The organism is Nocardia transvalensis (assembly GCF_015477765.1).
GTDB classification, from domain to species: Bacteria; Actinomycetota; Actinomycetes; order Mycobacteriales; family Mycobacteriaceae; genus Nocardia; species Nocardia transvalensis_A.
Map to the genome: position 1 here is coordinate 214,852 of NZ_JADLQQ010000010.1, position 24,458 is coordinate 239,309.

The window sequence follows — 24,458 nt, forward strand, 5'->3', positions numbered from 1 at the left end:
CAGGCCGCATGTAGTCGTAACTGAACTCGTGAATCTCAATCTTCCCGGCGCTCAACGTAACTGACATTTTCCCAGGGCATCAAGCTCTTCCAAACTGAACTTCGAGCCGGACCTCTAACGCATCCAAAGTCGAATAGCGCGGCCTCGCAAGGGCTTTCCCCGGCAGCCGCCGCTGCGGGGAAAGCCACCGCCTATTCCGAGAAGGATGTTCCGAGGTGGGTACCTCCAACAACCTCACGGTCGCGCTAGACGTCGTTCACCACCAGTACGTCTGCGCACCAGCCGATCCCGCGCACCCCCTGATGGATGAGCTGCGGGCCAAGAGCTGTTCCGGTGACCAGACACTGGTGTGCGCACTCTGCTACGCGGGCGTCGGTGCACCGCCGGGCACCTGGGTGCCCGTCGTCGTGCGAGGCCGGATCGGCGGCGAAAAACGGCCGCACTTCGCACACCCCGCCGGTCAAGGACCGGCAGGTGGAACGCATGAGCCGGAGTCGATGTGGCATCTCGCCAGCAAAATGGCGCTCGAAGCATGGGCTCGGGCACAACCGAGTGTCGTTGACGTCCACAGCGAGGTGTGGCTGCCGAACCGCGAACGCCGGTGCGACGTCCGCGTCACCTTCGCTGACGGCAGCCAGATCGCCCTCGAAGCGCAGGGCTACCGCATGACCGATGCCGAGTGGACCAACCGCCACCGTGACTACCAGCAGAACGGTGTCACCGACGTCTGGCTCTGGCACCCGAACAGCCCGATCCCCTGGATCGTTCTCAGCGACACCGAGCACCCCCAGCAGCTGTGGACATTCGATCCCTGGGAACGTGCAGCCACGCTCATGGTCGGTGCCCCGCATCAGCGACAAGGCATCTCGACCGAGTGCAACATCTTCCATCGCGTCGAACACCTGCCACCGTGCATCGGAGACGAGCTTCACCCGTACCGGTTCTCGTTGCCCGACCTCACCCTGACACCGACCGGTATCGAGATACCCACCGGCTTGCAGACACGTCTGGAAGTGGCGCTGGAGCAGGAGCAACGTTGCGCCAAAGCTATAGAGAACGAACGTAATCGGGCCCTTCTTTTGCCGAGCCCGCCCCCAGGGCTCTCGATCGTGTCCACCCCCTCCAGGCCCACGCCGCGTGCTGACGAGAAGCCGGTCCCGGGGCCGAAGCCTCTCGATCCGGCCGCGCGGGCCCAGCTCGATTGGCTCACGCTCCAGAATGCGGTGATGGCTGCCGGACATGTCATCGACTGCCACGACGCTCCCAGCCTGCCATTACCGCCGGCACGACCGCGAGCGGTTCGCTGCACCCTCTGCAGCGTGGTGTTTACGCCGAACCTCAGCCCTGGCTCGGTTGCGAGGTGCGGTCATCACGAGGCTGACAGGGACTTACGCGCAGTCGAACCCGCCGTTCGTGTCGGTCGTGCGGGCTATCTTGGGATTTCGGCAGGTCCGACCGACTTGTCGAAGGGTGGAGCGATAAGGAGGGGTGCGTAGTGGCCGCGGACACGGTTCCGGATCTGGCGTTGGCGTGGGGGATTCGCGACTGCACTGTGGCCGCAGACAGGTTCACCGAGCCCGGCTGGTCATTCGAGGAAACCCTGACGGTCGCATGCCCGCAAGGGCATACATCGCTGCATGCAGTCCGCAAACCCTATGAGAGCAACGGGAAAACCTTCCAGTACACCGCACTGATCTGCGCCGGTTGCGGTCATGCTTACGAGATGCGCGACCTCGGATACAAGTCGTACCCGCAGTTGCGCAAGGATTCTCAGCCATCGGGCAACAGCCCTTGTCCATCAACAACAAACAAGCCGGTCGCTGCGGCATGTACAGGCCGCTCACGCCCGAAGCACGAACCAACACAAGAGCAACAACAGGTCATCGACGCCGCCCGAGGCGAGCAGAACATGATCGTCCAGGCTGGCGCCGGTGCGGGAAAGACCAGCACCCTGGAAATGGTCGGCCACGCCCTCACCGGCAAGAAGGTCGCCTACATCGCCTACAACCGCGTCACCGCACGTGAGGCGAAGGGGCGCTTCCCCATCCATGTGCAGTGCTCCACCTCTCACGCACTCGCCCGCGACTACATTCAGCGTTACCGCGATCGGCTGAAAAACACACAGCGGCAACGCGCTTACGAACAGGCCCAGATCCTCGGCATCCGCGGGAATGCCGCCCTCACCTCGACGGTGGCCTCCACGGTGCTGTTTCCCCCCGACCTCGCCAGAATCGCGATGGAAACGGTGACCAGATACTGCCACTCCGAGCACGAGGAGATCGGCCGCCACCACGTCCCCCGGCAAACAGGATTCGACGAGCATGAACTCGCCTACCTCGCCGACATTGTGCTCCCGTACGCGCAACGGGCCTGGGCAGACATCCGAAATGTCAACGGCCGGTTGAAGTTCGAGCACGACCACTACTTCAAGATGTGGGCACTGACGAAACCGCGCCTGCCCTTCGACGTCATCATGCTCGACGAAGCCCAGGACACCAATCCCGCCCTCGCCGCGGTGATCGCTGCCCAGGATGCGCAGCAGATCCTCGTCGGGGATTCCAATCAGCAGTTGTATTCGTGGCGAGGAGCGGTCGACGCACTCGAAACCTGGGAAGGCGACGTCGTCCGCTTGACCCTGCGCCAGTCCTGGCGCTTCGGGCAAGCCATCGCCGATGAAGCCAACCGATGGTTGACCGTGCTCCATGCGGAGCTACGGGTTATCGGCAACCCGAACCTGAAGTCGACGATCGGTCCGGTCCGGCACCCGGACGCGATCCTGTGCCGAACCAACGCCGAGGCCGTCAGGCAGGTGATGCAGATCCTCGACTCCGGGCGTCGCCCAGCACTGGTCGGAGGCGGGGGTGCGATCAAGAACCTCGCCGAGGCGGCACAACATCTCAAGAGCGGCCGCCGCACCAGTCACCGGGAACTGTTCGCCTTCAAGAACTGGGGCGAAGTGCAGGACTACGTCGAGAACGAGGACAGTGGGCGAGACCTCAAGCCCTTCGTCGATCTCATTGACGAGCACGGCGTCGACGCAGTCCTGCACACCGTCGACAACCTCGCCGCAGACGAAGACACCGCCGACGTCGTGATCTCCACCGCCCACAAAAGCAAAGGGCGAGAGTGGGATACGGTTACGATCGCCGAGGACTACCGCGAACCACCGAAAGACGACGACGGAACCCCCGGACCGATACCACCCGGCGACGCCATGTTGGCGTATGTCGCGGTCACCCGCGTCAAACACCGTCTCGACCGCGCAGGACTCGGCTGGATCGACAACTACCTCACCCGCAGCCGGACGACCGCACCCCACCACCGCAGCCCCACACTCGCGACAACGCGGGTCCATTCGTCAGCTCCGCCAAGCTCGAGGCACACTCCCGCAACAATTGTCCACGACACTCTTCCCTCCGCGCAGGATCTGGCCGATCATCTGTATCAGTACGCGGGTCCCATCATCGATCGCATCGAGTCGCGCGATATCTCCGGAAACACCAGCGGCTACACCACTCTCGTCTGCAGTCACACGACGTATCCCGTGGTGACCGTCGCGACGACAGGACTGCGGTTCTGCGCATCTTCGCCCGATACGGAGATCGCGGTCACCGTCTACGATGACCAGGTCGACTGGGCGCGTGCTCTGCTGGATATCACGGCGAGAACGATCCTCGTCCAGTCCCGCACCCTCGATACCGGTCACAGGATGGTCAGCCAGACACCGTTAGTGGCCGGCACCGACGTCTACGGGATCGTCGCCGACGAGCACCCGTACTTCGGAGCAGACTTCGGCATCGTGCGCGGGCCATCCGGTCACCAACTCATCCGGCTGATCACACTGCTGCCCCTCGTGGGCGGCGAGGTGGAATACGTACGCAAGTTCGGTCACCACGAATTGAGCGCTCTATGGCGGAATCATGCGACACGACTTCCCGACCTATCCCGCCCCAGCGCAATATAGCTACGTTACCAGCGGGTTCGCAAAGCGTCCGCTCACGGCGTTGGCACCGGCCGTCTGGCGGCCCCGCACCCAACCCCGCAGGGTGAGCGGTATCCACCAGATGATGTGCCGCCGTGGGCCTGCGACCATCGCCGCACGACGCCGCAACGATCGAAACCGCCGCCGGACTGCCGCCTGCGGTGGTCAGTGACGTGTTCGATGCCAACCTGACCACCGCATACCTGGGGCGCGGATGGACCAAACCGACTCGGCCGCTTACCCTTTCGGTCCGCAACGATGCCAACGGCACGTCGGTAGTGTGCCGACTGCTGAGGATCATCAATGCCCGTGGCGCATCCACAGCGGTGACAGCAATCTCCTCCCCCCTGATTTGTTCTTCTCCTGTTCACGCCGGATTCGGTCGTGCTCGCGCCGGACCTCATCGGCGACTCCCGCGACAACAGCGCCCTCGTCGCGGCGGGTTCACAGTGGCCGTTCCATGGGAACACTGCCCTTCTCACTGGCTCCTGCGGTCGCTCCGCCGCCTGAGTGCGTGGTATCGCAGGGTTTTGATGCGGCCAGTGGTCGGTTCCCCTGGCAGCGGACAGGTGGTGTTCGAGGCAAACGTTCGGCGACGATCCGCAAAGACGTACCCGACGACAGTCGCGACTCCCGCCAATGCTGCGGCTGTCATCAGCAATACGTTCAAACCGTAAGTGGTGCCGACTCGTATTGCGTTAGCAACGAGCGGCTGCAGGTCAGGCGAGACATATGAGGCGGCACGGAGGCCCGATCCGCTGCCGGTCTCGGCCGCGATGGCCTGGACCGCCGCAGGGTCGAGGGGCCCGCTGCGCTGGAGCTGGTCAGCGGTGGCCCTGGTAGCAGAGGCGGAAAACAGCGCCCCGAAAGCCGCTACCCCAGCGGCGACACCGGCCTGTTTGATCGAGTTGAGCGCACCAGCAGCCATCCCGCTTCGCCCGGCTGGTACTGCCGACAGTGCAACCTCATTGTTGACCGTTGATGCAAAGCCCAAACCGACCGCGGCGAGCAGTAAGCCGGGAATCAACGTGCTCCAAGAGGATTCGGCATCCAAATGTGCCATCGCCAGCAGACCCACACCAGAAAAAGCGGCACTGGCGGCGACTAGTTCTCGCACCACCACGCGGTTGAGCAGCCACCCCGCCGTCACAGCGGCTACCACTGTCATAATGCTCAGCGGCAGAATCTTCGTTCCGGTTGCGATCGGGCCGGACCCGAGGGTGTTTTGTACGAATAGCGAGAGGTAGACCAGCGCGGCCAGCAGCGTCCCTTGCACAACGAAGGCGACAAATGCGTTGGCGGAGAACATGGGGTTGGCAAACAGCGCCAGATCTAGCATCGGATGTTCTCGCCGCCGCTCAACGATAATGAATGCTATAAGCGCAGCAACTCCGAGCCCTGCCGCAGAAAGAACCCGCGGGCTTGTCCATCCGTCCCAGTTACCTCGGATCATTGCGTACACAACGAGGAAGCAGCCGATCGACACGGTGACCGTTCCGGGCCAATCCACACGGCCGGCCATTGGGTTCCGAGTCTCCCTGACGCGCCACAGCGCTACCACCATCAGAACCATCCCCACGGGGACGTTGGCGAAAAAGATTGAACGCCATCCAAGTCCCTCGGTGAGCAGTCCCCCGGCAAGCGGTCCCATAACTTCGCCGACCCCCGCGGCGGCACCAAGAAGTGCTATCGCCGTATTTCGGGCTCGACCGACCGGATACTCGGCAGCGATCAGCGGAAGCCCAGCCCCCAGCAACGCCACCGCTCCGACCCCCTGCAGCGCACGGAATGCAATCAGACTTCCGGTTCCTGTGGCAAGCCCACAGGTCAGCGAACCCAGGGTAAACAGTGCCGTGCCGACGATGAACAACCTTCGATGTCCGAGACGATCTCCCAGCGTCCCTGCCGTGAGCAACAGCGCCGCCAGGACCAGGGTGTAAGCATCGACCACCCACTGCAACCCTGGCAGGTCTGCGTGCAGGCTGTCGGCCATGCTCGGCAGCGCTACGAGAACGACCGTGATATCGAGGACGAGCATGAACGCCGCGATACATACAATGACCAGCGTCCATCCAGCGGTATTCTGTTCACGACGGCGAGGAAAGCTGTCTTCGGTCGTCATTCTCGTCCCGCCCTCCCACAGCCACCCCACCGACTGGTCCGCACGACAATCTCTTCGGTCCGCACTAGTTACTTCGACCTGAAAAACGGGTGACGGGTAGTTCGAGGTGGCTGGGAGCTGAATTCTGTTGGGGGCGTGGCACCGCCGGTGTGGCGGGTCACCCGGCGAGGGCGCCGATCTTGGTGAGGTTGTGGGCGAAGACGCCATAGCCGCACCAGATGGCGGCTCCGGTGCGGCCGTCCAAGCGGCTGCGGTCCCATCCGTAGGCGTGTTTGAGGTGGCTGATTCTGCCTTCGGATCCGGTGCGCCACTTGACCAGTCGCCGGAAGCCGGGGCTGTGTTCGACTCTTCGTCGCGGTGGTGCGATTTTGGCTTTGCGTGGGATGGCGATGGTGTGCACGCCCAATGCCTGCAGGTCACGGTCGACGACGGGTTCGCCATAGCCGCGGTCGGCAGTGACCGCGCGCGGTGGGCGGCCGACGCGCCGGGTGATGCGGTCGACCGCCGGCGCCAGTTGTGGGGCATCAGCAGGGTTGCCGATCTCGACGTTGTAATCGAGCACGATACCGTCGGCGTTGTCGACCACCTGGGCCTTGTATCCGAACTCGACCGGACGGTCGATGCGGCCCTTGCGGATCGGCCGCGCATCCGGGTCGTGCAGGCTGACCAGCCTATCCGCACCGGCGGGAGTCTGTCCCGCCAACAGCAGGCGGGTCTGGCCGACCAGCCTCCCGGTGCGCACGATGGTCACCGCCAGCTCGTCCAGGGCTCGCTCCAGTCGGCCGCGCATCCGTCCATCGGTGACCTTGTCCGCGGCGCGGCAACCGTTGCGCAGCACTGCCGATGCCTCGGTCGCGGCCTTCTCCGCGAGCCCGGCCAGCTCACCGGCGATCCGGTGAACCGCGGCAGTGTTCTCCTCTCGGGAGAGTTTGGCGCGAGTGCGCAGGTTACCGGTGAGCTGGCGCATCCTCCTGCCAGCGGCTCGGCGTCGGTCCTGGGCCTTGGTCCGGACCGCGCCACCGGCGGCGTGCACGCGCGCCACGATGCGGGCCAGCTTGCCCACCGCCTTGGCCAGCAACCCCGAATCGGTCGGATACACCACGTTCGCCGGAACCACCGTCGTGTCGGCGCGCACCTTGTGGGTTCGCAGCAGTTTCGCCTCCGAGGCCTTGGCCCACAACGCCTCGTTCAGCGCCGCCACCGCCGAATCCCCGCATCGGGTAGTGATCTTCATCAGCGTGGTCGGATGCGGTACGGCACCGTCGAGTCCGATCCTGGCGAACCGCCGCCACGAGATCGAGTCGGCCACCTCCCGGCACAGCGATTCATAACCCAGCCGGTAGCGGTACTTCAGGAACATCAACCGCAGGTAGGTCTCCATCGGGATCGACGGGCGCCCGAACCGCGGATCGAAATGCGCCATAAACGGCGCGAAGAACGCCGGATCATCCAACAGGGCATTCACCCGTGCCAGCTCGGCCGGTAGCCGCAGCACCTCCGGCGGCAGCATCGACTCCCACAACGTCGGCTGATCAGCCATCGTACGCAACATCAGGTACCCAATTCTCGTACACCACAACGGGATTCACTGATTATCCCGCACCCGAAGCACTGCCAGAGGCCGCCACGCCGACATCACTTTTTCAGGTCGAAGTAGTTAGCCTGCTGCCAGCGCAGCAACCTCTACTGGGCCCAGCACCCACAGCGCCAGCCGGCGCCCAACTACTGGCTACCCTCGGTTACCGACTTTACCTCAGAGTCCTTCTGAAGCACCGCAAAAATGACATCCGACAGCGATGAAGCACGGTAAACATCATCGGGAGTAATTCTCACTCCAAATGAGGACTCTAGCCGATCAATAAGTTCAATGAGCATGATTGAATCCAGTGGCAGTGATCGCAATGGGGTCGATTTGTCAATCGACTTCCAGTCGATCCCACTACGCTCACCGCCGCGCTGCCCTGCAAGTAAGTTGCGGATTTCTTCTAGAATTTCATGTTCACGGTACATCTTCAGCCACCATTTTCGAATTGATTACTTCGAGCTATAACTCTCGACTAGCATTCTGGAATAAGGGAAACCAGTTCAGTCAGCCCCGGGAACGTTCCACCCGTTCCAATACCTGCTCCGATTGCGAGGTTACTGGCGAATGATTCACGCATGGTCTCAGAACTTCCTGCGAAAACCCCTAGCATTCGGGCATCGCGATTACATATCTCTATGTATTCACCCGGGTAGTCCGAGCCAACTACAGCTCCACACATGCGTAACACCTCGAGTAGCAACTCGGCTGCCCTAAATTTTGCGCAGCTTACTTCATGGGGCGCCAATTCGTCGGATTCTCGCTGCCGTGTAAGACTCCTGACAAAGCAGCTCACAACATAGGTCATTGCCATCATGTCGGCGAGAGTATCGGGCAGGTTTCTAAAGCGATTGCCATAACGCTCCAAGCACGATCTGATACACGTTGAAGTCATTTCAGAAGCCATCAGGGACACCATTAATCTTTCATCCACCAGGGTGTCGATGGCTTGCCTGAAACCATCACCAATTTCACCGAGCACTGCACCGTCGGAGACAATGCAGTTATCGAACCTGAGCCACCCAGTAGATGAAGCAGGCATTCCAAATTTGTTCAATACAAATCGAGACAAACCTGACGCACCTTTGTCAACGATGAAAAGCGTCATTCCCAACGCTCCCCTGTCGACATCTGTTCGCGCAAGCACAATCATAAAATCCGAGATTGGCCCATTGGTGATAAAGAGCTTCTCGCCATTCAATCTCCACCCGCCGGATACGCGTTCTGCTCGCAGCCGAACAGCTCTTATCAAATCAGAACCACCAGCCGGCTCGGTTATAGCAATACTAGAAACAAGATCTCCTGATATCGATGGTATGAGATACTTAGTCTTTTGCGCAGCAGTCCCAAGCTTTGCAATAAGAGGTAGAACGGAGTGCGATTGAGCGAACAGGCTTGTTGCCAATCCCTGTATGGGATACCGCATTAGCTCTTCAACCAGGACCTCCGAATGGAGAAAAGTGCCACCAAAGCCGCCGGATTCCGGCGGTATCATCAATCCAGTGATACCAGCAGTGCCGAACAATTTGAAGATCTGCCGCGGTATTTCCTGCGCCCTGTCCCAGTTGGCGTAATTAGGTGCCACCTCGTTTGCCAGGAGATTCCGCAACTTTCGTCGAAACTCTTCGATCCCGATCGGTAATGACTCGGCCCGAGGCAATCGGTGTAAATCGAATAGCTTAGCATGCTCCACTGATATCTTCGCCGCTAGCAGATCCCTTCTGCCCATCAGTCCCGATACACCGTTGACTGCTGCATAGTCCGAAGCTATTTTGTATGCATTTAGAAAGCCCCGACCGCCATAGAACTGAGCGCATTCAGAAACAGCCTTGGGTGCTATCCTTGTCAATGCGTAAGCCAGCAGGACTGAACCGTACTTACCCTTCATGTCCGTCGACGAAGCTATTACCTCGGCCGTGGCATAAGTCGCGAGCAGATCCGCCGACACGTCTGCAAGACGATGCCTAGGAGCTTGATGGTCAATTAACGTGACGCCATCCATCTCTCTTTGAGCCATATAGTCTACTGTTGCCCTAACAGCCGACTCTAGGTACACCACTATCGCTGTGCAGACGAGAAGCCTCGTAGTCTCGACCAGCTCGGTAATCCACTCGGGGACCTGCAGCGCCTCGAGAAGTACGTCGGTTTCCTCTAGGATGACGTCATTGAGGGCTACCTCAGTGGTTACAAACCCGGAAATTGGGCAGGCACGCCTATCCCTAATCTGTAGGCCATCTCGACTTATAGGCAAGTGGATGACCAGGACTCGATCATCGTCCTTCACGGTTATGCAAAGGCTTGAAAACTCTTCAACAGGGCCTGTACATGTGATACGGCCTGCTATCCTCATGCCACCGGAGCTTCGGGAAAAATCGACTGAGACGTCCGAGCCAAACAGTCCTTGGCTGTGATCCGGATGCAAAGCAAATCCAACCGATTGTCTGGAATCGTGAGATTCTTTCGCTAGCGAGCTCATCAACGGCTGAACGTAGGCGCACCAGTAGATTCTCTGTAGAGCAGGGCTCAGGTTTCCTTCAAGTGCTTCATTCGCTACCGCTCGGTGCTGACCCTGTACGTCGAGACCACGAAGCGAACATATTGCGGCATCATGACACATGGTTTGTTCCAATCGGTCTACTCAGTATCTTCATCAATACTCGGCGTCAGTGCAGCTAGCTCCACAATGCCTACTTTCGAGGTACGGCAAAGATTTACTGCCTCGCTCCTTCGAAGCTTTCCCGAGGTAGTCTTGGGAAGGACGCCCCGTCCAACGATCTGGACAATGGCCGGCCGGATCGCAAGTGCGTCTATCACTTTCTTAGCAATCTCGTCTTTCAATGCTTCACCGGCAGCCACGTCGGCGATATTGTCAGATTCTGCTATAATTGCGAGCTGCTCACCTCGGTGCTCGTCGTAATAGGGCACAGCTGCCACATTACCGGGCCGGACACCATCGACCAGCTCCGCTACGCGCTCTACATCGCTGGGAAATATGTTCCGTCCCGCCACGATAATCAGGTCTTTGCTACGGCCGCAGACGACAAGCCTGTTGTCGCTTGTGAAGTACGCGAGATCACCTGTGTCGAGCCATCCGTCACTCCCAGCTGTCCGCTCGAAGCCATCCTTTGTCAAGTAGTGTTGCGCTATCGATCTTCCTCGAATCTTCAATCGCCCCACATACCGTGTTGGAACTACGTGATCGTCAGAATCGACAATTCGCGCTTCGAATCCTTTCACTATCCTTCCTACGGTACACAATGTGCGTCCGTCACTTCGATAGGTAGACACAGCCCACAAATCTTGTTCGAGCTGGGCGATGTCAACAGTATCGACTTTTGCACCCTCTCCGGGGCAGCTTGCCGAAACCAGCACCGTAGCTTCAGCTAATCCATAACAGGGCAGGATGGCAGTAGGTGTCAAACCGAATCTCTTCCCCGCTTCGACCAGCTTCGTAATAGTTGCAGGGTTAATAGGCTCAGCTCCATTGATAGCACATCTGAGCGATGAGAGGTCGAAAGATTTCTCTTGCGCCCGAGACAAAACCCGTACTAAAAGATCGTACCCAAAGTTTGGACCTAGCGTGTACGTGACAGAGTACTTTGATATAAGTTCAGGCCACATGCCGGGATTGGCAATGAAATCAGGTGGCGTCGCTTTAACCAATGGAGTGCCAGTGCACATTGCCAATGTCAGCGCACCGATCATCCCCATATCATGATAGAGTGGAAGCCAGCTGCCGATCACATCTTGACGTGGGTCGATCCTGAATACTTCGATGATAGATTTTACGTTTTCGTAGATATTTTCATGGCTTATGACAACAGCCTTCGGATTCCCGGTCGATCCGCTTGTCAGCTGGTACAAGGCCGTGTCGCTTTCACCGCTAGTGACCGGTTCACAGTCAGGACCGTTCTCGAGATCCTCAATCGGAATTAGTGGAGTATGAAGTCTGTCATTGATATCCCGGAACGTGTCGCCGACCGCGATGGCCGCGAACCGAATCGTTCTCGACACCCGAGCAAGGTTCTCCGCCCATACGGCCCGATCAGCTCTTGGTGTGGGCTGCTGAATTAGACACACTGCTGCACCCCGCATCCAGGCGCCCTGTATTACTGGCACCATCTCCACGGGTGACGTCGAAAGCACCCCGATCGCCGCGCCTGGACCAATACCTCGAGCCTTCAGTGCCCCCGCGACTATGCGCGCCTCATTATGCACCTCCAGCCAAGTCTTTACGACCTCACGGCCGGAGCACCAGGTGATAAATTCTCCACTTCCGCTCTGCACATTCTCGAATATCATTTGCGTCAGGCGACTCATACGGCTTCCTTTATTGTTTGAATCGCCGGCTTGAACCGGCTCACGCGGTGGCCGAAAGTGGCATCAACTTGATGAATTATTCAAGCTACTTTTAGGTGCGAACAGATTTTCTTAAAACACGGCGTTCTTTACCTACACCCTCGTTTCCTACGGGATAGGCCCTGTCGATATCAAATTGCACGAACAAAACTAAGCCAATTTCGACTTAGCAACAGTACCATGGGACGGGCTCATTAGTCAGTGCTGCGCCGGGCGCTCGCACCCAGGGCTCGCGTCGGTGCCGAGCCCTCGGTGCGGCGTAGTCAGCCGTTCCGCGTAGGAAGATCAATGGCATCGAATATATTTTCGTGCCTGCGTAACTCGCCGCCGAAGACGGCCTCAGCGGTGCTCAAATTCCGTGACTCCGAACACTGAGCCGTATCAGGATAAAACCGATCGCAATCATCTGGCCGCCTGTGCCGCAGTACGATCAATACAATCAATCCGGTAGCTCCCAGTATTGGTCGTCTCCGCTGCCAGTGCACGCGAACCGGTGTCGCGATCGTCGGCCTGACGGCTACAAGATGCCTGCCGACGGTGCCGACCTGCAAGAACTTCAGGCCGAGCCACCTGCGCCAAGGTCGATTTCAATAAGACAGAGTAGCTTCGACCCAACCAGCCGTCGCAGACAAGGACGGCACCGCTCCAACGCCTGCTCGCACATGCCACGATCAGGGCGATCCCTACGTACCGTCAAATTTTGCAAGCGCTGCTTGCATTGTATTGCGGTGCCGTCGACCTTCTCAAGATCTGACGATACGCTCGGGTTCACCGTGGCCGCGAGGTGATCGATCGTGATCCGGACGGTCCCATGATCCGGTAAGGAAGGCCAGCAGGCAATGACCTTTCAGCACAGTAGTGGATGCGGACGTCGCTTGGCCCGGGGCGTGATGGCAGCCGGTGGCTCTACTTATGATGCAGCTCTTGCCGTACACCATCACTGTGGTGTTTCGCTACTGCGCGCACACCGTATCGCCTGCGGCTACACCCTCATGGAAGCCACCGAGAAGCTGAAGGAGATACTGCGATCTCGTCGAGTGCCATACCGAGGACGGGTGCACAAACAACTGTTGCGGTGGGAGAACGGCTGGGGCGTACCTACACCTGGTCTTCTCGATGCACTGTGCGCCTTGTACGGCACCAGACCCGACCGACTCGGCTTCGGGCATGACTACTCGGATTCGGAGTCATTCCCCTGGTCGAGATCTGAGGAAACCGTTGGCCAGGGCGAATTCGTGAGCTCTGCAATGGCGAACATCGGCTGCGCATCCGAACCGTTGGCGAGGACCGAGCCGTTGACCGATGACGGTTGCGTTCCTGACCGAGGACGAGCGGCGCTGGCGTACGTGAATGGAATCGAAGAGCGCACCGAGCAGGCCGGATACTCGTTGTACACCGATGCGCCAACAGAGTTCATACCTTCGCGCATGGTCGATCTCGCGCACATAGAGGCGGGCTTGCTCTCCATCCGGACGACGGACCTGCTGCGTCGGCTGCACAGGATGTTCGCCAAGAACGCCGAGTTCGTTGCAATCCGAGTCATGGATGTGGCGAGGACGGATGACGCCCTTTGGTGGTGCAGTGTTGCTCGCCGCGCGGCTCGCCGAGCGGACGACGCGACGATGGAGGCGTGGATCGCCGGACACATCGGTAGCGGATGCGCCTGTGCTGGTGGCTCCTTCAGCGACGGCCTCGAGGCCGCGCACATTGCTCAAGCGGCGAACGGTAGGCATCCGAGCGCCGCGGCGGTGTTCGGCTATCTGGCTGAGGCAGACGTGCAGGCCAGAATGGGGCGCCTCCGCGAGACCCAGGAAGCTATCCGACATGCCGACCGCATGTTTACGGCGCTCCCTGAGCCCGAGACCGTGGCTGACGGATACCACGTCACCGAGTATCTACTGCGTTGGCATCAGTCCAATGCTTTGACCGCAGTCGGCGCGCATACGGAGGCCGACGAGCTGCGGACCAGGGCTCTTGAGCTGCCGTTCAGTCGACAAGATCAGGTCGGGCAAGCGTTGTTGCATCTCGATGACGCTGCCTCAAAGGTGGCAGCCGGGGAACTGGATTCCGCTTGCCAGGTGATCGCGGACGTATGGGACCGCCTGCCATCGGAGTACCGCATCGGATGGCTCTCACGGCGTGCCCTTCAAATTCTCAACGGCGTCAATCCCGCCGACACCGCGACACGCGAAGTACGCGCCATACGTGACCTGCTCCAATCTCACGGCACTAGTGTCGAATCGACGTTCAACTCCAATTGAAGTGAGTGCGACCGCGCATGCCAGCTGGCCATCCAGATCTCCCTGGCCGTGCCACCATGACGGTGACCGACAAAAGCTCACACAGAAGATTCCGCATCCGGCGTGGACGTGACGTTCAACGTGATAGTTGTCCGCGATCAGCGGACAAGCGGTAACCAGCTCGCATGATTGCGGAAGCCGGGGTTTACTATTCGCGAGTCGTCTCCTGTCTCAAGAATGTTTGTAATAGATTCCACATTGGCTGTGAGCATTGCCAGGAAAGATTCTTCGGTGGCGTTTGCCGTGTGGGGCGTGATTAGTAATCGGTCATTACCCAATGCAAGCAAACCGTAAGGGTCAGCCTGGATAGAGGGAACCGGCTCAATGTAATAACCGTCCATGGCAGCGGCCGCGAGGCGCCCCTCGACCAGTGCCATCCGCAGAGCTGCCGCGTCCACAAGCTCCGCTTCAGAGGTGTTGATCAGGATCGCGCCGGGTTTGACTGTAGCCAGCTGTGCTTCGCCGATTATTCGGTCTGTCTGAGGCCCATACGCGGCATGCAGGCTAACGACGTCGGACTCGGCAAGCAACTCGGACAGCCCGACCTGGCAAGCCGCGATGTCTTCCTCCAAGTCCAGTTTCGGCGTTCGACTCATGTAGAGCACTCGCATCCCCAGCCCCTTGGCCGCGATACGTGCGACCATCGAGCCGATGGTCCCCATGCCCACGATGCCCAGGGTCTTTCCATCGAGATTGCGCCCCTTGACCTCACACCATCGACCGGCCTTGGTCTGCTGGGCCAGGTACGTCACCTTGCGCCACGCATCGAGCATGAGACCGATCGTGAACTCCGCGACGGCGCGTGCATTAGCTCCCGGCGCGTTGGTTATCGCAATCCCGGCCGCGGTCGCCGCTTCGGTATCGATGAATGCGTGATAACCGACACCAAGAAAGGCGACAACCTTGAGCCGAGTAGCTGCAGTGGACAAAACGGCAGCCGAAGCATGCTCCACACCACCCAGGATGTAGGCATCCTTGTCGACCAGAGCGCATGCCAGCTCGGTTTCAGATAAGTCGCTGCGGCATACCTCGACATCGAGTTTGTGCTGCTGCATCCATTCAATACAGCTAGGCGTCAACATGGCGCCGGTAAACAAAACACGATGATGGTTCATGTTAATCCTCTCCGCCCCAGTGAATGTTTGCCCTTCAGGCTACTTGAATAGCGGTCTTTCGCAGAAAGTTCGACGCCCTCCAATATCGGCTCGGGATCGAGATATTGCGGGCACAGCGCGCAGCCGAGCCGGGGTGCAGCTGTTCGGTCGCCCTAGACGCGGCCGCCAGATCTAGGCGATCACCCGGAGTCAGCAATACCAGCAGCCCCGAACCCCGGGTGGAAAGATAGGCAATATTGCGACCCTAGCGTTCACCGGCCACCCCAGCGCACGGCCGCGGCTGCGGTCAAGTCACCATAATGACCGAATCCAGCGAACAGGACGAGCGATCCAGCGGGCACGCGGCCCTGGGTCAAGGCTTGATCGAAGGTGATGGGAATGCTTGCAGCGAACAGGTTTCCGCAATCCTCGTAGGTGTCCATATGCCGCTCCGGAGGCAGCAATAGCGCCTCGCGCCAGTTCCGTAGGTATAGGCGGTTCGGCTGACTCGTCACCAGCAGATCCAACTGCTGCGGTGAGATTCCGATGCGTTCACAGACTGCATGAGCAACCTCTGGCACCAGCCGATCACCGCGCGCGAGCACTTCGGCGATCATCGATTCGGGGTAGCCGGTGTACACCTGGCCGGGCCCAGCTTCCCAATACTTGCGCGGCGGGTCGGCGACCAGCGTCATCTGCCCAGCGAATTCGGGCCGGTGCCGGGCCTCGATTCCGAGAATCGGTGACTGCGTGGACTTTACGAGCAGTCCTGCGCCGGCACCGTCGCCATGCACCGGAGCCTGCGGCTTGCATCGAACCTGCTCCTGGGTGTAGATCTGCCCGGCGACATTCGATATGGCGACGATCAGCGCCGCCCGTGCGTCGGTGCCGAGCAGCAGCTGACCGGCGAGCTTCATCGCATACACGAACGCTGCGCAGCCGCCGTTATGCAGATCGATCAACCACTCTGGGACGATGTCCAGGCGGGCAGCAATTTCACCACCACTGCCTACGAAAGGCTCCTCGGGCAGGAGCGTGTGCACGATGAGAATATCGATATCACGCAACACCTCGGCGCCGCGGCGCGCAAGGATCGGGGCCACCGCCTGCTCCGCCATGTCGGCGGGGGTCTCCCCTGCCACGATGTAGTGGCGGAATTTCGGAGCCTTGAACAGATGGTTCGACGTCACGTCTCTAGGATCGGCATATTGCATAAAATAGTCTGCAGGGATCACTTTTTCAGGAAGATAGCTCGCTACATCGACGAGACTGACGACTCCTGACGCATAATCATTCATGCTTGGCTCATCCATTCCGGTTTCACAGGCAAACCGTTAGCGCGACGGTATTCGCAGATCGCCTTAAGGTTGCGCAGTTCCAACATATGTTTAGCGGGGAATAGGTGCCAGTAATCGCCGACCCAGACTGGGCGATCCGGCGGCGCGGTGTCGGGGTATCCGTTCTCGCCATAGAATGGGTGTCGGCAGCTGGTGCACAGCACAACCGATCCGGACTTGTTCAACACTAATTGTGCGTCTACCACCCGCATCAGGTAAATCATCCACAGATGCTCACCCTGATCCCATGCGCAGTGATAGTCGACGGTACGTCCCTGCAGGTTAACGACAGTGCGGATGTAGATTTGGGTATTCTGGGCGAAAAGGTCGTCGGCTACCCACAACCCGGGCTGCTCGGTGCATCGAAACCCTCGCAGACTGTATGTCCATTCACACAAGCTGCGGGTATCGGCGAGATAGGAATATACCTCGTCGGGCGGTGCAGCGATGTAGTCGTTGACGGAGAAGTACTGCCCATATATCTTTTCGTGTGCATATACCGCGTGAGTCATGTCCAGGAGGGTCGACCAACACTCCTTCAGGCTGATATTCTCGATCCGGTATACGTCAGGAATATCCATTTCTGACACCTGAAGCAACTCAAACCTTGTATCGGAATCCATAAGGCGACTCCTTAAAATCGGGTAAACCGTAGCATTATGACTGGAGGCAAACCACCTCGATGAGCACTGACTCTTTTTCTGATGCACCTCGCAAATCGGCTCTCGCACGGAAACCTCGGCAGTTGATTGGAGCGGGTTCAAAGTTGTCGCGACCGCAGACTAGGCGAGCGCCACACGGTTTGAGGTGTGTCCTTGGCGCTGATGACGAGGACGCCAGTCGTGTCAATCCTATCCAAGACTTGCAAGTTAGTCCTCCTGGGCCAGGCGTATAGCGATCTCTCGCAGAAGTCGAGCCCCTTCTAATATCAGTTCAGGATCGCGAGCCAAAGGAATGCGAATGAACATTCGACCGTGTTCTGGTTGATCCCAGAAGAAGTTAGTGCCAGGAAGGACATGCACGCCTTGTCGAATCGCCTCTTGGACGAAAGCTTCGCAATCAAATCCGCCCTGGATACGCAGCCACTCTACCGAGACGGAATTCTGCGGTTCGGTGGCGAACTTGAACGACCCGTCCGATAATATCGATCGAAGGATCGTTCGATTCTGTTGCACAAATGACAGGACACTATCCTCGATCCCATTTCTCTTGCTATCTACAATGAATTCGGTCAACAGTCGTAGGTGAAAAGGTGAGACATTCTGCAGTAGATCGTCGTGCAGGCGGTAAATATCAGGGAACAGATCTCTGCTGCATACCGTTAACCCTACCTTCATCTGGTTAATGGACCAGGTCTTACCTGTATCCTCGAGCATAATATAAGAGATCCCCGAATCTTCCAGAATCTCGTATTGCGACCAGCCGGTCAGCGCGGGGACAAAGAAACGGAATGACGAGTCGAGAACCAAGGTGCAGTGACTGTCTGCGCAGCATTGTACAACGGTCCTGAACTCCTGTTCTGATAATGTCCGACCGGTCGGATTATTCGGAGACACGAGCCATACCACCGCAGGCTCAAGCCGGGCGATGGCATCAGGCAGCCGTTCTATAGTGCAATCGCGCTCCGGCAGCGGAACAAGCTCGACATTCTCCCGGCGCAAGATCGACGGAATATTGTCGAGAGCTGGCTCAATCAAAGCGACTCGCTTGCCCGTTCGGACACAGTGGCTAGCAACCATTGTTATCGCACAGGATGCCGAATAAGAGAGCAAGTACCGGTCGGTATCGGGCAGCATCGGCTCGCCAGCGAGGTCGAGAAAAGATACCAAGAATGCCTCCTCCAGTTCGGGTTGCGATTTCCGACAGGCATCATGGAACAGTTCTGGCAATCGCCCGATGATCTTACTCTGTGACCTAGTTAGGGGTTGGCGACAATGAGCGTCGGAAAAATTTATTGCCCCCTTAAGGCTTAACCTCTGATATGTCGTGGTACTTATGCGTGCAGGCTGATGCGGCATCCACTCCTGAATGCCGCAGTGGGCAGGCTTGCCCATCTCTCGCGTCATCGGATTGTCAGTTCCTTCCAGACGGCGTCACCGTCGAACTAAAGGTTTTCAGAAGCAGGCCGGAATAAGTAACACCCAGCTTATGGCAGATCTTTACTCGAACATTGCTTTGTCACCTCCAGGGAGTAAGGGCTTCCCAGGAGGGCTTACTCAGAAGAAAGTGTTGCACCTTCGTTTGTCGCGTCACGCCACCACCGCTTACGGCGCATTCACCCGAACTCCGGCGGCATTTCATTAAACAAACACGACAAATAGATATTCAAAGAGTTGACGTCGTCGGTTATAGCTAGAGATATTGGCCCACAGTCGGTCTTACCATGCTTTCCACCCCGGCTGGCATTTCACCTGCTTGTGTGGCCAGGTTACCTGTTACGTCCAACTAGAACAATAGTCCCCGGATTCGGATTCACCCTCCATGTACTGCGGATTAGAGTTGACCGATGGCTTGACAGGCGAAGGATCTGACCAACGCACTGCCTGGAATTGCGGGGCGCAGAGGCGCGGCGCGCTGGTCTACGTCACCGCGCCGGAGTCATCAGCGACATAACCCTAGTCTGATGAAAACGCAAACATTCTCTGTAGACCGACCAGCCATCTGCGAGTGGTTCAAGCGGAAAGACTCGTCGAGTAGCCGTCGGAGAATGGGACGGCCGATCTTCGCAAGCGAGTCGGTCCCCAACGGCTGCGGGCTCAAGACGATCAATTGCACATGTCGGGGAACGTCTCGACAGAAGCTCCTGTTCGATCGGCATCGGTCATGTTCGGTGCAACGCACGAAATGAAAGATGTTGAGTCGCGGACAGAGCGTTGAGGAGGAGATCTGCATCCGAGGCTGTTATCCCTCCGACCGGGAGGAGGTCAGGGAGAATTTCGGGCAACGCTGCTATCTGTGCCTCCACCATCGGAGTCCGCAGCATGCAGTCGAGTTCTGTCTTGGACAGACCGCCTTCGGATGCCAACGCGACTGGGCCGAGGGGAATGTAATTCCCGTCCGCGTCGCGACTGAGTATCCCCTGAACTCCACCGAGGTTCAGATTCAACGGTACGTCTGCGAGATTGGGGTTGATGCCACATTGGTGGAGTGTGGTGCGCACGGCCGCATACATCCTGGGCAGGAAGCCAGCCTGGTAATAAGCGCCTATACATCCGAGCCCGCGCGCGAACGACACAACAATAAAGCAGACAGGCACCGCGGGGATCAGTTCACCGGTCGCGATGGCCGCGGTCAGTGGTTCCGGCGCCAACTCCCAGGACCTCGGTTCCGCTGTGTCAGACAGCTCGACCAACCAGCCTGAGCCCTCCTGGGTGCGTACTACAACCGGCCGTCTGGTTCCGTGGGGTGAGAGGGCCCAGAACAGATGAGTACCACCGCGCGCATCTCCCTGCTCTAGCAATGCCGTCCGCCAACACGTGCGCACGCCGTCTAAGGCGCGCAAAAACAAATCACGGGTCTCAGAATCGAACATCAGTGGATAGATCAGACTGGAGGTATCTTCTAGGTCGCGTGTCAGCAAGACAGCTGCGACCCGTTCGAGTTCAACGTAGACAGGGCGGGCATGGGTTGACGGCACCGAACGGTCCCACAGCCGCGCGTTGATCAGTCGACTCTGGTCATCGAACGACGCTGCACCCAGTACGTCGGGAATGTCCACGTCCTCGTCGAGTGTCCGTAACAGGTGGTGCCTGCTTCGCGCGGAGACTTCGCCGTCCCATGTTCCGGCGGCAGTCAGGCGGGCACGTGCACGGGTGATGTGCTCACGGGTCAGAAGGGGAGCCGTGCGGACAATCCGGTTCGGACGCCGAGTGGGTAGCAACGCCAGCCGACGAGTCACCGAGCCAGGTCTGCTTGGCTCGTAATACAGAAGCCCCATTGGGAACGTTGGGTTGTTCAGGCTCACTGAGCCACAGCTCAGCACAACGGCCGTTCGACGATCCGATCTGTGTTGCTGTCCGCGAAGGCAGTGCAGAAGCGTGCCGTGGAATGAATCCGCCATTGTGTCCAGGCCGGCATGGTTCGCGGTAGTGACCACAGGGTCGATCAGCATCTCGGCGGCAGCCTGACGCGCTGTGGCTGCGCCGTAGAGTGGAGTCGCTAGCGTACGGACGATGTCGGCCACCTCTGCGACCCCACACCCGCCATCGCTAGGCGCGGTCGGCACTGCGAGTCGATCGAGATACTCGGCAACTGTGAGCCTCCCGAACTGGTGGGCGACAGCAACGAACGCTGGCGCCGACTCGACTACACGACTAAGCAACGCCGACGCGTCGGGCCCACAGAGGCTCGGTTCCTGGTCGACTCCGGCAAACACATTGTCCATCAGTCTGCCCGTTCCTCTCCAGGGGTAGGCGTCGTTCTCGTGGCAATCTCATGCGCAGTTGATCCGCCGCCGGAATAGCTCATCAGGCAGCTTCGGAAATGCGTTAGACAAGTCAATAACAACAGGGCGACAACGATAGCGATAGCCGAACGTGTCCCGACTAGTAATGCCAGGCCCGACGCCAACACTCCGTTCAAGGGAATAGCACCCCAGGACACCAGCCTCCACCCGCCGTTGACACGCCCCAGGTATTCGGTCGGGACGCATTCGACGCGAACGTTGAGCAAATGAACGTTGTACACGCCCATGCAGGCGCCGTAAACGATGAAGCCTGTGGCCAACAAAATCACGGCGAATGCGCTGGGGCCCATGGCCACCGGGATCAACGCAAGCGACATAGATCCGACCGTCATCGTCCATACGAGCGTGCGTCCGACGCCGAACCTGCTCCCCAGAGCCGTTGCGGCGCCCGCGCCCAGGAACCCACCGATGCTGGCTGATGCCATAATCCAGCCCAGCGCTGCAACGGGAAGATGCAATATCTCGACGCCAAAGACAAGGAACAACGTGTTGGCGGCGACGAGTCCTAGCAGATTGAACGTTGCGGATTGCACTCCCAACCGACGCAGAACGGGGTGTCGCCAGATCATCTTGAGTCCGACTAGGGCATCGGCAGCCGCGGCGCGCCAACCCTGCGTTCCAGGTGGGCTAGAGCACGCGGACTCTTGCGGAGGTCGAATTTTCCAACCCAGCCAGCCAGCGGCGATGTAGGTTGCGGCGTTGGCCAGTGGCGCCAGCGGTGCACCGATTGCATGCACAAGCAAGCCGCCAATTCCCGGACCGGCCGTCTCGGCAATTGAGTACATCCATTCCAGTTTGACATTGGCATTCTGGATCTGGTTGCGCGCGACGAGCCGCGGCGTATACGACAAAAAGGCGACTTCACCGACAGCGCTGAAGCATCCGACCGCGAAGGCGACAGCAAACAGCAACTGGATATTCAGGATACCGGCGGCGTACGCAAGAGGAACACACCCAATAAGGACTGCACGTGGCAGGTGACAGACAAGCAACACCGACCGCATCGAATACCGATCGATCCAGCTACCCGCGAACAACGAGAAGATGAGAATCGGCAAGTACTGCGCGGTAGTCAGTAGTGCTACGACACTAGGGTTAGAATGCAACACAAGCACAGCGACAAGAGGAAATGCAACTATGCTGACCTGACTTCCGGTCTGGGATAGCGCCTCGCCGATCCACAGCTTGAGGAAATTGCTGTCACGCCACGCGCTGGTACTATGTCGATTTGGCGCTAGTCCTCTGAAGGCACCGATCATAGAGTCAGACGCCGATTGATCCGTCACCCGACCTCGCTTTCGACTTTGCCTGCTGGACAATCGGTGCAGCACGATGGTCGAAGCTAAGCGAGATCCGCGATATCTTTCGATCACATACCTCGCCAGACTCATCGAGAAAGCTCACCAGCCTCTCCGATGGCGGAAATTATGGTAATTCATACCGCCGCCGATTCGGAACTAGAATCACAGCCGGTATTCATATATATCTCGCGCCTCGTCAGGGCCGAAATATTGATCGTCGTGCTCTACGAATACGAAGCCAACATGCTTGATCAGGTTGGTTGCAGGGATATTTTCCCGGGATGTGGTAATAGCAAGTGTTTGCACACCACGCGCCCGGAGTCGCCGCACCGTATAGTCCATCAACATACGACCGTAACCGCGGTGTTGAAAGTCTTTGGCCACCGCGCAAGTAGACAACAAGGCTCTGCCACCCTTCTCCAAAGTAAGGTTATAGCCGACTACCTGGCCGTCCAACTCGGCGACTAACCAATCGTCACCATGGAAGTCAAACAATTGACGCAGCACCGAGAAAGGATATGGCTCGGTAAAGAGCTCTACTTCGATGACTGAAATAGCTTCAAGGTCTGCAAGACGGGTATGCCGATATACCGGTTGTGGAACGTCACTAGTTTCCACTATAATCTCCCTCTTGATTTCAGCGATTCTGCCGTATGGCTCTGCGTGGTACCGCCCAAGTAGGTACTGGTGAGTAGGTGTTGGTAGGTGCGCAGGCGTTACAACAGAGCGCGACAGGACCAGCCAGCATCGTCCATCAGCACTTGGTTGAGGAATCGGTTTGTGTGCGTTGGTAGAGCAGATGTGCTAGCTGTTGCCAGGCTCGTGAGCGTTGCCGGGCAAGTTCGGCGAGGCCGGGCACGCAGTGGCTCGGGATGCTCCTAATTATGGCGTCCCAATCGGCGTCATCGCCAAACGGGATCTCCAACCAACGCAGCAGTTTACGACCAGTTTCCGTGAATCGTAGCGACGGGTCTCGACGCAACTGCTGCAACACCCGTGTCGTGTCCACCTGCTCAGCGGCGGGGACGAGAACCACGTTCGGATCAGGCTTGCCTGTCACTTCGGGAGTGGAGGCAGATCCAGTACGAGGGCCGCAGGGTGACGCCGGCGTCTCCCCGCGGATCAGGCGTCTACGTACGTCCTTGGCCGTGGTGACTGAGATGCCAGCTTCCATAGCCACCTTCCGTGTGGAGGCGGTTGGGTCGGCAGTGAACAGTTCAGCGGCGCGTTGCCGCCCCTGCCGACCGATGGACCGATGCAGCACACCATTCCGTGCTATCCGGCCGGTCGACTGTGGAGATTCCACAGTCGACCGGCGCCGGATCACGGAAACGGTCTTGGGCGAGACTCCGGCGATGGCAGCAATTGCCCGGTCAGACCATTCCGGATACGACGACAGGATGCGTAGAGCGGCGGCCTTTCGATCCGCCAGTGACAACGGCAAGCCGTGTGCCGTATTCAGTTTTACCGCCAGAACGAATGCCTCGTTAGTGCTGCCGTCGAAGAATGCCGCCGCGATGGTCGACTCTCCACGTAGCTGAGCCGCACGCAGTCGATGTAGACCATCGATGATTCGCATCGTAGACCGGTGGACAACAATCGGGGGCAACGCAGTCGTTGATTCGGCCAGCTTTCGTACGTGGCTCGCGTCCTCACCTGCTGATCGTGGTGATGAATCAGGGGGCAGCAGATCGGAGATCGGAAGGTCTACGACATCCAAACAGAACTGCCGTTCTCCGACGGAACCAACAACGGGAAGGGTTCTCTCTGTACAAGAACCAACATCGGTAACGCTACTCATGGATCAAAATCGCCCTTCGAATCCACGCGGAGAGATTTCGGCTGCGAAAGGCCACGTTGGTGCAGTACGTGATCAATCGCTCTAGCTAGCAGCGTGAGGACCGTTGCGTGCGAAG

16 protein-coding genes are annotated in these 24,458 nt (G+C 58.9%); 3 read left to right on the plus strand and 13 right to left on the minus strand.

All coding sequences use genetic code 11. From position 1 onward, the window contains the following. The first annotated feature begins 215 nt into the window (after positions 1-215). Together IU452_RS28335 and IU452_RS28340 are read left to right on the plus strand one after the other, a co-directional pair. Positions 216-1,496, plus strand: a complete 1,281-nt coding sequence (locus IU452_RS28335; protein ID WP_195112244.1) for a competence protein CoiA family protein — start codon at positions 216-218, stop codon at positions 1,494-1,496. After that, positions 1,496-3,964, plus strand: coding sequence for a UvrD-helicase domain-containing protein (locus tag IU452_RS28340; protein ID WP_324192867.1), 2,469 nt, complete (start codon positions 1,496-1,498; stop codon positions 3,962-3,964). Before IU452_RS28335 ends, IU452_RS28340 begins: the two co-directional genes overlap by 1 nt. Before the next feature lie 496 nt (positions 3,965-4,460). On the opposite strand, the gene IU452_RS28345 is transcribed toward IU452_RS28340, so the two are convergent. The 5 genes from IU452_RS28345 to IU452_RS28365 all read right to left on the minus strand — a co-directional run bounded on the left by IU452_RS28345 (position 4,461) and on the right by IU452_RS28365 (position 12,006). Further along, positions 4,461-6,104 (minus strand): MFS transporter, encoded by a 1,644-nt coding sequence (locus tag IU452_RS28345; protein ID WP_195112245.1) that lies wholly within the window; start codon positions 6,102-6,104, stop codon positions 4,461-4,463. Between the two features lie 157 nt (positions 6,105-6,261). Beyond that, positions 6,262-7,656 (minus strand): ISNCY family transposase, encoded by a 1,395-nt coding sequence (locus IU452_RS28350; RefSeq protein WP_195112246.1) that lies wholly within the window; start codon positions 7,654-7,656, stop codon positions 6,262-6,264. A 170-nt stretch (positions 7,657-7,826) separates the two neighbouring features. Beyond that, complete coding sequence (locus IU452_RS28355; protein ID WP_195112247.1) at positions 7,827-8,114, minus strand: acyl carrier protein; 288 nt, start codon at positions 8,112-8,114, stop codon at positions 7,827-7,829. A gap of 47 nt (positions 8,115-8,161) precedes the next feature. Then, a complete protein-coding gene (locus IU452_RS28360) occupies positions 8,162-10,036 on the minus strand; it encodes an acyl-CoA dehydrogenase family protein (protein WP_195112248.1) in 1,875 nt (624 codons plus the stop codon). Between the two features lie 284 nt (positions 10,037-10,320). Continuing rightward, on the minus strand, positions 10,321-12,006 hold the full coding sequence (locus IU452_RS28365) for a long-chain-fatty-acid--CoA ligase (RefSeq protein ID WP_195112249.1): 1,686 nt from the start codon (positions 12,004-12,006) through the stop codon (positions 10,321-10,323). A gap of 1,094 nt (positions 12,007-13,100) precedes the next feature. On the opposite strand from IU452_RS28365, the gene IU452_RS28370 reads away from it, so the two are divergent. After that, positions 13,101-14,306, plus strand: a complete 1,206-nt coding sequence (locus IU452_RS28370; RefSeq protein ID WP_195112250.1) for a hypothetical protein — start codon at positions 13,101-13,103, stop codon at positions 14,304-14,306. Between the two features lie 137 nt (positions 14,307-14,443). Here IU452_RS28370 and IU452_RS28375 read toward each other — a convergent pair whose 3' ends face one another. The 8 genes from IU452_RS28375 to IU452_RS28410 all read right to left on the minus strand — a co-directional run bounded on the left by IU452_RS28375 (position 14,444) and on the right by IU452_RS28410 (position 24,343). Then, complete coding sequence (locus tag IU452_RS28375; RefSeq protein WP_195112251.1) at positions 14,444-15,460, minus strand: D-isomer specific 2-hydroxyacid dehydrogenase family protein; 1,017 nt, start codon at positions 15,458-15,460, stop codon at positions 14,444-14,446. A gap of 251 nt (positions 15,461-15,711) precedes the next feature. Continuing rightward, positions 15,712-16,737 (minus strand): 3-oxoacyl-ACP synthase III family protein, encoded by a 1,026-nt coding sequence (locus IU452_RS28380; protein ID WP_195112252.1) that lies wholly within the window; start codon positions 16,735-16,737, stop codon positions 15,712-15,714. Beyond that, positions 16,734-17,399, minus strand: a complete 666-nt coding sequence (locus IU452_RS28385; RefSeq protein WP_416382376.1) for an SRPBCC family protein — start codon at positions 17,397-17,399, stop codon at positions 16,734-16,736. Before IU452_RS28385 ends, IU452_RS28380 begins: the two co-directional genes overlap by 4 nt. Before the next feature lie 246 nt (positions 17,400-17,645). Then, on the minus strand, positions 17,646-18,665 hold the full coding sequence (locus tag IU452_RS28390; protein WP_195112253.1) for a pyridoxal phosphate-dependent aminotransferase: 1,020 nt from the start codon (positions 18,663-18,665) through the stop codon (positions 17,646-17,648). Between the two features lie 932 nt (positions 18,666-19,597). Beyond that, on the minus strand, positions 19,598-20,959 hold the full coding sequence (locus tag IU452_RS28395; protein ID WP_195112254.1) for a hypothetical protein: 1,362 nt from the start codon (positions 20,957-20,959) through the stop codon (positions 19,598-19,600). Between the two features lie 200 nt (positions 20,960-21,159). Then, a complete protein-coding gene (locus tag IU452_RS28400; RefSeq protein WP_324192868.1) occupies positions 21,160-22,632 on the minus strand; it encodes an MFS transporter in 1,473 nt (490 codons plus the stop codon). Between the two features lie 72 nt (positions 22,633-22,704). After that, positions 22,705-23,160 carry a GNAT family N-acetyltransferase gene (locus IU452_RS39020; RefSeq protein ID WP_195112256.1) on the minus strand — a complete coding sequence of 152 codons (456 nt, stop codon included), beginning with the start codon at positions 23,158-23,160 and terminating at the stop codon, positions 22,705-22,707. Positions 23,161-23,296: 136 nt separating this feature from the next. Next, on the minus strand, positions 23,297-24,343 hold the full coding sequence (locus tag IU452_RS28410; protein WP_228818892.1) for a ParB/RepB/Spo0J family partition protein: 1,047 nt from the start codon (positions 24,341-24,343) through the stop codon (positions 23,297-23,299). Between the last annotated feature and the right edge of the window lie 115 nt (positions 24,344-24,458).

Excerpts from the sequence above, each read along its gene's own strand:
- IU452_RS28345 (WP_195112245.1), bottom strand. The coding sequence starts at position 6,104 with ATGACGACCGAAGACAGCTTTCCTCGCCGTCGTGAACAGAATACCGCT.
- IU452_RS28350 (WP_195112246.1), bottom strand. The coding sequence starts at position 7,656 with ATGTTGCGTACGATGGCTGATCAGCCGACGTTGTGGGAGTCGATGCTG.
- IU452_RS28355 (WP_195112247.1), bottom strand. The coding sequence starts at position 8,114 with ATGTACCGTGAACATGAAATTCTAGAAGAAATCCGCAACTTACTTGCA.
- IU452_RS28360 (WP_195112248.1), bottom strand. The coding sequence starts at position 10,036 with ATGAGGATAGCAGGCCGTATCACATGTACAGGCCCTGTTGAAGAGTTT.
- IU452_RS28365 (WP_195112249.1), bottom strand. The coding sequence starts at position 12,006 with ATGAGTCGCCTGACGCAAATGATATTCGAGAATGTGCAGAGCGGAAGT.
- IU452_RS28375 (WP_195112251.1), bottom strand. The coding sequence starts at position 15,460 with ATGAACCATCATCGTGTTTTGTTTACCGGCGCCATGTTGACGCCTAGC.
- IU452_RS28380 (WP_195112252.1), bottom strand. The coding sequence starts at position 16,737 with ATGAATGATTATGCGTCAGGAGTCGTCAGTCTCGTCGATGTAGCGAGC.
- IU452_RS28385 (WP_416382376.1), bottom strand. The coding sequence starts at position 17,399 with ATGGATTCCGATACAAGGTTTGAGTTGCTTCAGGTGTCAGAAATGGAT.
- IU452_RS28400 (WP_324192868.1), bottom strand. The coding sequence starts at position 22,632 with ATGAGTCTGGCGAGGTATGTGATCGAAAGATATCGCGGATCTCGCTTA.
- IU452_RS28410 (WP_228818892.1), bottom strand. The coding sequence starts at position 24,343 with ATGAGTAGCGTTACCGATGTTGGTTCTTGTACAGAGAGAACCCTTCCC.